9 protein-coding genes are annotated in these 7655 nt (G+C 72.2%); 6 read left to right on the top strand and 3 right to left on the bottom strand.

Annotated features, from left to right (window positions below):
- The 3 genes from HMPREF0731_RS10525 to HMPREF0731_RS10515 all read left to right on the top strand — a co-directional run.
- On the top strand, positions 1-265 hold a 265-nt coding region (locus HMPREF0731_RS10525), incomplete at its 5' end, for a diguanylate cyclase domain-containing protein (protein ID WP_157136065.1).
- Positions 266-475: 210 nt separating this feature from the next.
- A complete protein-coding gene (gene eno / locus HMPREF0731_RS10520) occupies positions 476-1753 on the top strand; it encodes a phosphopyruvate hydratase (protein ID WP_007004097.1) in 1278 nt (425 codons plus the stop codon).
- Positions 1754-2017: 264 nt separating this feature from the next.
- Positions 2018-2341 (top strand): FtsB family cell division protein, encoded by a 324-nt coding sequence (locus HMPREF0731_RS10515; protein ID WP_007004096.1) that lies wholly within the window; start codon positions 2018-2020, stop codon positions 2339-2341.
- Positions 2342-2345: 4 nt separating this feature from the next.
- On the opposite strand, the gene HMPREF0731_RS10510 is transcribed toward HMPREF0731_RS10515, so the two are convergent.
- A complete protein-coding gene (locus HMPREF0731_RS10510; RefSeq protein WP_040612939.1) occupies positions 2346-3236 on the bottom strand; it encodes a LysR family transcriptional regulator in 891 nt (296 codons plus the stop codon).
- Positions 3237-3348: 112 nt separating this feature from the next.
- Between HMPREF0731_RS10510 and HMPREF0731_RS10505 the strand changes: the two genes are divergently transcribed.
- Positions 3349-4392, top strand: a complete 1044-nt coding sequence (locus HMPREF0731_RS10505) for a YeiH family protein (protein WP_040612938.1) — start codon at positions 3349-3351, stop codon at positions 4390-4392.
- 51 nt (positions 4393-4443) lie between these two features.
- Here HMPREF0731_RS10505 and HMPREF0731_RS10500 read toward each other — a convergent pair whose 3' ends face one another.
- Positions 4444-4653: a hypothetical protein gene (locus HMPREF0731_RS10500; protein ID WP_007004093.1), complete on the bottom strand. Its 210-nt coding sequence runs from the start codon at positions 4651-4653 to the stop codon at positions 4444-4446.
- 117 nt (positions 4654-4770) lie between these two features.
- Here HMPREF0731_RS10500 and HMPREF0731_RS10495 point away from each other — a divergent pair, with 117 nt between their 5' ends.
- A complete protein-coding gene (locus HMPREF0731_RS10495; RefSeq protein ID WP_040612936.1) occupies positions 4771-5103 on the top strand; it encodes a DUF1491 family protein in 333 nt (110 codons plus the stop codon).
- Positions 5100-5771, top strand: coding sequence for a glutathione S-transferase family protein (locus HMPREF0731_RS10490; RefSeq protein WP_007004091.1), 672 nt, complete (start codon positions 5100-5102; stop codon positions 5769-5771). The genes HMPREF0731_RS10495 and HMPREF0731_RS10490 overlap by 4 nt, the downstream gene beginning before the upstream one ends.
- A 136-nt stretch (positions 5772-5907) precedes the next feature.
- Here HMPREF0731_RS10490 and HMPREF0731_RS10485 read toward each other — a convergent pair whose 3' ends face one another.
- Complete coding sequence (locus tag HMPREF0731_RS10485) at positions 5908-7344, bottom strand: M20 family metallopeptidase (RefSeq protein ID WP_007004090.1); 1437 nt, start codon at positions 7342-7344, stop codon at positions 5908-5910.
- Between the last annotated feature and the right edge of the window lie 311 nt (positions 7345-7655).

The raw sequence follows: 7655 nt of genomic DNA, 5'->3' as shown, positions 1-7655 counted from the left end.
CGACACCGTGGCCCGCCTCGGCGGCGACGAGTTCATCGTGCTGCTGACCGACCTGCCCGGCCCCACCACCTGGCACGGCGTCGCCGACCGGCTGCTGGAGGTCGTCGGCCAGCCGGTCGAATACGGCCCGCACCGGCTGCAGGTCGGCGCCAGCCTCGGCGCAGCCCTCTACCCGCAGGATGGCCAGGACGCCGCGACGCTGATGCGCCAGGCCGATGGCCGCATGTACGACGCCAAGCGCAACCTCGCCACCATCCTGCCCTGACCCGCCAGGGCGGGCCGCCGCGGGGGGGGGCGCCGCCAAGGGACGCGGAAGAGCCGACCGGCCGCGCCACCCCTCCGCCGGGCGCCGCGTCTCATCCGCCCCGCCGGCGCCCGCTGGCGCCTTCGTCAGCCTGCCATGCCCGGGCCGGGCTTGCCCTCGGCGCGAGGCCGTCCTATCCGCGAGCCTCCGACACACCCAGGGGAGTCCGGAATGACCGCCATCGCCGACATCATCGCGCGCGAGATCCTCGATTCGCGCGGCAACCCCACCGTCGAGGTCGATGTCGTCCTGGACAGCGGCGCCATCGGCCGCGCCGCCGTCCCCTCCGGCGCCTCCACCGGCGCGCATGAGGCGGTGGAACTCCGCGACGGCGACAAGGCCCGCTTCGGCGGCAAGGGCGTGCAGAAGGCCATCGCCAATGTCGAGGGCGAGATCTTCGACGCCCTCTCCGGCATGGACGCCACCGAGCAGGTCAAGATCGACGAGACGATGATCGCGCTCGACGGCACCCCCAACAAGGGCCGGCTCGGCGCCAACGCCATCCTCGCCGTGTCGCTGGCCACCGCCAAGGCGGCCGCCGAGCATTACGGCCTGCCGCTCTACCGCTATGTCGGCGGCGTCTTCGCCCGCACCCTGCCGGTGCCGATGATGAACATCATCAATGGCGGCCAGCACGCGGACAACCCGATCGACATCCAGGAATTCATGATCATGCCGGTCGCCGCCGGCAGCGCGGCCGACGCCGCCCGCATCGGCGCCGAGATCTTCCAGGCGCTGAAGAAGGGCCTGCACGATGCCGGCCACAGCACCAATGTCGGCGATGAGGGCGGCTTCGCCCCCAACCTGAAGTCGGCCGAGGAAGCCCTCTCCTTCATCGAGCGCGCCTGCGAGAAGGCCGGCCACCGCTTCGGCGAGGACGTCATGGTGGCGCTCGACTGCGCCTCCACCGAGTTCTTCAAGGACGGCGTCTACGACATGGAAGGCGAGGGCAAGAAGCTCGACGCCGCCGGCATGGTCGACTACCTGGCCGACCTCTGCGGCAAGTTCCCGATCATCTCGATCGAGGACGGCATGTCAGAGGACGATTGGGACGGCTGGAAGCTGCTGACCGACCGCCTGGGCGGCAAGGTGCAGCTGGTGGGCGACGACCTCTTCGTCACCAACCCGGAGCGGCTGCGCCAGGGCATCGAGCGCAAGACCGCCAACTCCATCCTGGTGAAGGTCAACCAGATCGGCTCCCTGACCGAGACGCTGGAAGCCGTCGAGCTGGCCCACCGCGCCGGCTACACCGCCGTCATGTCGCACCGCTCGGGCGAGACCGAGGACAGCACCATCGCCGACCTCGCCGTCGCCACCAATTGCGGGCAGATCAAGACCGGCTCGCTCTCCCGCTCCGACCGGCTGGCCAAGTACAACCAGCTGATCCGCATCGAGCAGGGCCTCGGCCCGGCCGCCCGCTACGCCGGGCGGACCATCCTGAAGCGCTGACGCGTCCGGGGGAGGCTCCGCCTCCCCCAAGACCACACTGTCAACCTGGGGGAGGCTCCGCCTCCCCCAGACCCCCGCCGCCGGGGTGGCAGGGCCACCCCGGACCCCGCCTTCGGTCAACACAGGCGGGAAATGGACACGTTATGTTCGTGTCCGGCACGCAACGCCGCCAGCGAATGCCCTGATTTTCCAGCCTTCCCCTTGCGTCCCCGGCGCCACATGGCGTTAACCAATTCAGGGACTGACTGAGGCGGGGCGAATCGGATGCGGGCCATCAAGCGGGCGATTCAGGTGCTGTGGCTGCCGCTGGTCTTCGCCGGCCTGATCTGGCACTTCGCCTGGTACGCCGTGCACGGCCCGCGCGTCGGCTCCCTCGCCCGCGAGGCCAAGGCCTCCGAGATCGCCGCCGCCCGCATCACCCTCGCCGAGGCCGAGGCCGAGCGCGACTCCATCGAACGCAAGGTGGCCGGCCTGCGCGGCGACCGCATCGACCGCGACCAGCTCGACGAACGCGCCCGCGCCCTGCTGAACATGGTCGGCAAGGACGAGCTGGTCGTCCCCTACGGCCAGAACCAGCGCCTGTTCTGACGCTTCAACCCGGCGGCAGCCCTGCCGCAAGCGCCAGCAGCGCGCGCGAGGCCCGGCTGGCATAGCGCTCCCGGTGGCGCAGCGCCTTGAAGCTGCGCGGCGGCAGCGCGACCTCCGCCCGCACCAGCAGCCCCGCCGCCAGATGCGGCCCCGCCGCCCGCTCCGACACCACCGTGGCGCCCCCATCCGCCTCCACCGCCGCCAGCACCGCCTCGTTCGAGGGCAGCTCCAGGATCACCCGCAGATCGCGCGGCGGCAGCCCGGCACGCTCCAGCAGCAGCTCGAAGGCGGCACGGGTGCCGGAGCCGGCCTCGCGCATCACCCAGGGGCTCTCCGCCAGCCGCGCCAGCGGCACCTCCCCGGCCCCGGCCCAGGGGTGGCGGGGGCCCACCACCACCACCAGCTGGTCGCGCGCCAGCAGGGTCTGGGACAGGGACGGCTCCTCCACTTCGCCCTCGACAAAGCCCAGCTCCGCCACCCCGTCCAGCACCGCCTGGGCGACGCTGGTGGTATTGCCGGCGCCGACCTCCACCTGCACGCCGGGGCATGCCTGCTGGAAGCGCACCAGCAGCGGCGGCAGCCAGTAGCTGGCCACCGTCTGGCTGGCCTGGATGCGCAGCGTGCCGCGCAGCGCCCCGCCCAGCTCGGACAGAACCAGCTCCGCCGCCTCCGCCCGCGCCAGCACGGCCGCCGCCTCGGCGCGGAAGATGCGGCCCTCCTCGGTCAGCTCGATGCGCCGGCCGACGCGGTGGAACAGAGCGATGCCATGCCGCGCCTCCAGCGCCCGGATCGCGGCGCTGACCGCCGATTGCGTCAGATGCAGCGCGGTCGCGGCGCGGGTGACATGCTCGCGCTCCGCCACCGCCAGGAAGATGCGCAGCTGTTCCAGTGTCATGCCCATGCCCTCGGCCAATCCATCGATTTTGGCGAATGGAATGACAAGAACAAGTCGTTGGATGAATGAATCGGCGCGGCGCATGGTGCCGACGCAACGTCATGGTTCTGTCATGTCCGCCACCGCCGATCCCGCCCCGCTTTCCCTGCCCCGCCGTCTGACCGGCTGGGCCACCGGCATGGCGCCGGGTATTCTCCTGTGTGGCGCGGTGGCGCTGGCGGGCGTGGCGCTGGCGCGGGCCGAGCAGGCGCTGTTCGGCCGCGCCTGGGTGGATGCGCTGGTGCTCTCCATCCTGATCGGCACCGCCATCCGCAGCCTGTGGACCCCGCCCAAGGCGTTCAGCGCCGGCATCGCCTATTCGGCCAAGACGCTGCTGGAAGTGGCGGTGATGCTGCTGGGCGCCTCGCTCAGCCTGCCGGCGCTGATGGCGGCGGGGCCGGTGCTGATCCTGTCCATCGCGCTGGTCGTCGCGCTGTCGATTGTCGCCAGCTACGGGCTGGGGCGGGTGATGGGGCTGCCGAAGCGCATGGCGGTGCTGGTGGCCTGCGGCAACTCCATCTGCGGCAATTCCGCCATCGCCGCCGTGGCGCCGGTGATCGGCGCCCAGGCGCGCGACGTGGCCGCCGCCATCGCCTTCACCGCCGTGCTCGGCGTCGGGGTGGTGCTGGCCCTGCCGCTGCTGGTGCCGCTGCTCGGCCTGTCGGAGGTGCAGTACGGCATCCTGGCCGGGCTCACCGTCTATGCCGTGCCGCAGGTGCTGGCGGCGACCGCGCCGGTCGGCGCGCTGGCGGTGCAGGTGGGCACGCTGGTCAAGCTGGTGCGGGTGCTGATGCTGGGGCCGGTGGTGCTGGCGCTGTCGCTCGCCGCCGGGGCGAAATCGGGCCAGAAGCCGGGCCTGGCGCGGCTGGTGCCCTGGTTCATCCTGGGCTTCCTGGGCCTGGCCGCGCTGCGCGCGCTCGGCGCGGTGCCGGAGGCGCTGCTGCCGCCGCTGGCCGCGGTGACCTCTGGCCTGACGCTGCTGGCCATGGCGGCGCTGGGGCTGGGGGTGGATCTGCGCAGCGTCGCCCAGGCCGGGCCGCGCGTCACCGCCACCGTGGTGCTGTCGCTGCTGGCGCTGGGGGTGGTCAGCCTGGGCGTCATCGCCCTGCACGGCTGAAGGGGTCGCGCCCGTTGCCGGCCGCCAGCGGCGGCCGGCCCCGAAAGAAAATCAGCCGAGCGGCTTCTGGGCGCGTTCCAGCAGGCGGGCGAAGAAGCCGGGCTTCTTCGGCGGCGCGGCCGCGCGGGCGGCCTGGGCGGCCAGGGCGTCGCGCTCCTGCGCCTTCATCGACAGCCACTTGTCCAGGCTGACGCCGGCCTTGGCCGCGCGCTTCGCCTCATAGGCCCGCTGGCCCTCGCTCATCCGAACCTGTTCCGCCATCTCTTCCGCCTCTCGACCCGAAGGGGGCCCCGCGGGTGGATGCCGCGCCAGGGCGCTGCCGGCAAGGGGCATTCGCTGGCCCCTTGCATGCGCCGCGCGCTGCGTCACCTTGGGGGCATGGAAGCGAAAGTGAAGGCGGGGCTCTGGGCCCAGATGGCGCTGCGCCTGGCGGACATCGCCGGCCGGCCCGGCATGGTGCTGCGCAAGGGGGATCCGGATTCGGGCGGCATCCTCTGCCTGCTGCGCGGGCGGGAGGGCTGCCTGGTGCTGAGCCAGGCGCGCGATGGCGAGGGCCGCCCCGTCTGGATGCGCGGCACCGGCGCCAAGCCCGTGCCGGAGCCCGAGGCCGAGGCCTATGTCGCCCGCCAGGTGCAGCGCGACCCCGATCTCTGGGTGCTGGAATTCGACGCGCCCGACCTGCTCCCCCCCTTCGAGGCGAAGATCCTGTGACCGAGCCGACCCTGACCGTCCACCACCTCAACAATTCCCGCTCCCAGCGCGTGCTGTGGCTGCTGGAGGAGCTGGAGGTGCCCTATGCGCTGAAGCTCTACCAGCGCGACCCCAAGACCATGCGCGCGCCGCCGGAGCTGCGCGAGGTGCATCCGCTGGGCAAGGCGCCGGTGGTGACCGACGGCCCGCACACCCTGGCTGAGACCGGCGCCATCCTGGAATACATCCTGGACCGCCACGACACGCGCGGCCTGCGCCCTGCCCCGGGCACCCAGGCGCATCTCGACTATCGCTACTGGCTGCATTTCGCCGAGGGCTCGGCCATGCCGCCCTTGGTGATGACGCTGGTGCTGCGCCGCGTGCCCTCGCAGCTGCCCTTCCTGCTGCGCCCCATCGGGCGCGCCATCGGCAAGGGGGTGGAGAAGGGCTTTCTGGGGCCGCAGGTGGCCGGCAATTTGGCGCTGATGGAAAGCGCGCTGGAGCGCGGCTGGTTCGCGGGCGACAGCTTCAGCGCGGCCGATGTGCAGATGAGCTTCCCGGTGGAGGCCACCGCCGCCCGCTTCGGGCTGCAACCCTATCCGAAGCTGGCCGACTGGCTGCAGCGCATCCAGGCGCGGCCGGCCTATCGCCGGGCGCTGGAGAAGGGCGGGCCCTACGCCTACGCGTGAATTGGGGAGGCTTTGCCTCCCCAAGCCCCTCCACCGGGGGGACAGGGTCCCCCCGGACCCCGCCAACGGACGGCGGGGTCCGGGGTGGCCCTGCCACCCCGGCGGGGGTGCAGGGGGCAGAGCCCCCTGCCCTGCCTCAGACCTTCTCGGCCATCTTGATCGGCGGCTTCAGCTCCGCCGGCAGCGGGCAGACATAGGGGTGGGCGTCGGTGCGGGCCTTGTGGTCGGCCTTGGCGGCCTCGACCAGCGACGGGTCGCGCAGCGCGTCCACCGCGACGCCGGCCATCACCTTGGCCACATGCACCATGCCCTTGTGCGCCAGCGGCGACTGGCCCTGCGCCGTCAGCTGCCAGGAATGGCCCGGCGTGCCGATGGCATAGGTGGCGCCGCGCGCCTGCACCGTCGGCACCGCCCAGGAGACGTCGCCGACATCGGTCGAGCCCACCATGGCCGCGCCCTTGGCCTCCAGCGGGATGATCTCGTCGGCCAGCGGCACGCCCTTGCGCACCGGCACGCCCATCCGCTTGAAGGCGCTGGCGATGTCCTCGTCGGTCAGGGTCTTCTGGATCTCGGCGGCGAAGGCGCGGTCGGCGTCGTCGAAGGGCGGCGGGCCCAGGCGCTCCAGATTGGCCTGCATCGCCTTCTCCAGCGGCAGATTGCCCAGCAGGTTCGACACGGCGGAGACGACGCTGGTGGCGACGCTGGTCTCGGTCATCAGCGCCGCGCCATCGGCGATCTTGCGCACGCGGGTGACGAGGGCCTGCAGCCCGGGCAGGTCGTTGGAGCGGATCAGGTAGCGCACCGTCGCCTTGCCCTGCACGACATTCGGCGCGATGCCGCCGGCGTCCAGATAGGCGTAGTGGATGCGCGCATCGCTCGGCATGTGCTCACGCATGTAGTTGACGCCGACATTCATCAGCTCGATCGCGTCCAGCGCCGAGCGGCCGAGATGCGGCGCCGCGGCGGCGTGGCTGGAGCGGCCGGTGAAGGTGAAGTCGATGCGGGTGTTGGCCAGCGACTTCGCCTCGTTCACCGCCGCGAAGGGCGCCGGGTGCCAGGAGATCGCCAGGTCGACATCGTCGAAGCAGCCCTCGCGCACCATGAAGGCCTTGGCGGCGCCGCCTTCCTCGGCCGGGCAGCCATAGTAGCGGACGCGGCCCTTCACCCCGTTGGCGGCCAGCCAGTCCTTCACCGCCGTCGCCGCCAGCAGCGCGCCGGCGCCCAGCAGGTTGTGGCCGCAGCCATGGCCGGCGCCGTCGCCCGGCAGCGGGCGGTGCTCGGCCACGCCGGCCTCCTGGCTCAGCCCGGGCAGCGCGTCATACTCGCCGAGGATGGCGATGACCGGGCCGTCCTCGCCCGCCTCGCCCATGATGGCGGTGGGGATGCCGGCCAGGTTCTCGGTGATGCGGAAGCCCTTCTGCTCCAGCATCGCCTTGTGCTCGGCGCAGGAGCGGCGCTCGGCATAGGCCAGCTCGGGCATCTCCCAGACGCGGTCGGACAGGCCGATCAAATCGTCCTGATGCGCCTCCACCATCTGCCAGATCTGTTCGGAATTCTGCCGGTCGCTCGACATCGGGGCCTCCTCGGGGCTGCGCGGGGCGGCCAGCCTGCGACCGGCGCCGCCGCTTGTCGAGGCGTGGCGGGGGAATGTTGCGGCCCCGCGCGGGTGTGATGGCGGGGGTCGCGCTTTACCTTCCGGCAAGACCTGTCGCGTATGATGGGATCATGACGATCTCCTCGGTTTCCGGCGGCCTGTCCTCGGCCGCGTTGCACGCGATGGGCGGCGCGCGGCGGGCGACGCAATCGCTCTCCACTACCGCGCAGGCGGTGGCACGCCAGGGCACCGGCCTGGCGCCGCCGCCCGACCGCCTGCCCGGCCTGGCC

It is taken from the genome of Pseudoroseomonas cervicalis ATCC 49957 (assembly GCF_000164635.1).
Lineage (GTDB): Bacteria > Pseudomonadota > Alphaproteobacteria > Acetobacterales > Acetobacteraceae > Pseudoroseomonas > Pseudoroseomonas cervicalis.
Note: the sequence above shows the minus strand (reverse complement) of the source record. Positions and strands in the feature narration are given on the sequence as shown.

What these genes read in the sequence shown, in the direction of transcription:
- HMPREF0731_RS10500 (WP_007004093.1), bottom strand. Translation starts at nt 4,653, where the DNA reads ATGGCGGAACAGGTTCGGATGAGCGAGGGCCAGCGGGCCTATGAGGCG.
- HMPREF0731_RS10485 (WP_007004090.1), bottom strand. Translation starts at nt 7,344, where the DNA reads ATGTCGAGCGACCGGCAGAATTCCGAACAGATCTGGCAGATGGTGGAG.
- eno (WP_007004097.1), top strand. Translation starts at nt 476, where the DNA reads ATGACCGCCATCGCCGACATCATCGCGCGCGAGATCCTCGATTCGCGC.
- HMPREF0731_RS10510 (WP_040612939.1), bottom strand. Translation starts at nt 3,236, where the DNA reads ATGACACTGGAACAGCTGCGCATCTTCCTGGCGGTGGCGGAGCGCGAG.
- HMPREF0731_RS10515 (WP_007004096.1), top strand. Translation starts at nt 2,018, where the DNA reads ATGCGGGCCATCAAGCGGGCGATTCAGGTGCTGTGGCTGCCGCTGGTC.
- HMPREF0731_RS10495 (WP_040612936.1), top strand. Translation starts at nt 4,771, where the DNA reads ATGGAAGCGAAAGTGAAGGCGGGGCTCTGGGCCCAGATGGCGCTGCGC.
- HMPREF0731_RS10505 (WP_040612938.1), top strand. Translation starts at nt 3,349, where the DNA reads ATGTCCGCCACCGCCGATCCCGCCCCGCTTTCCCTGCCCCGCCGTCTG.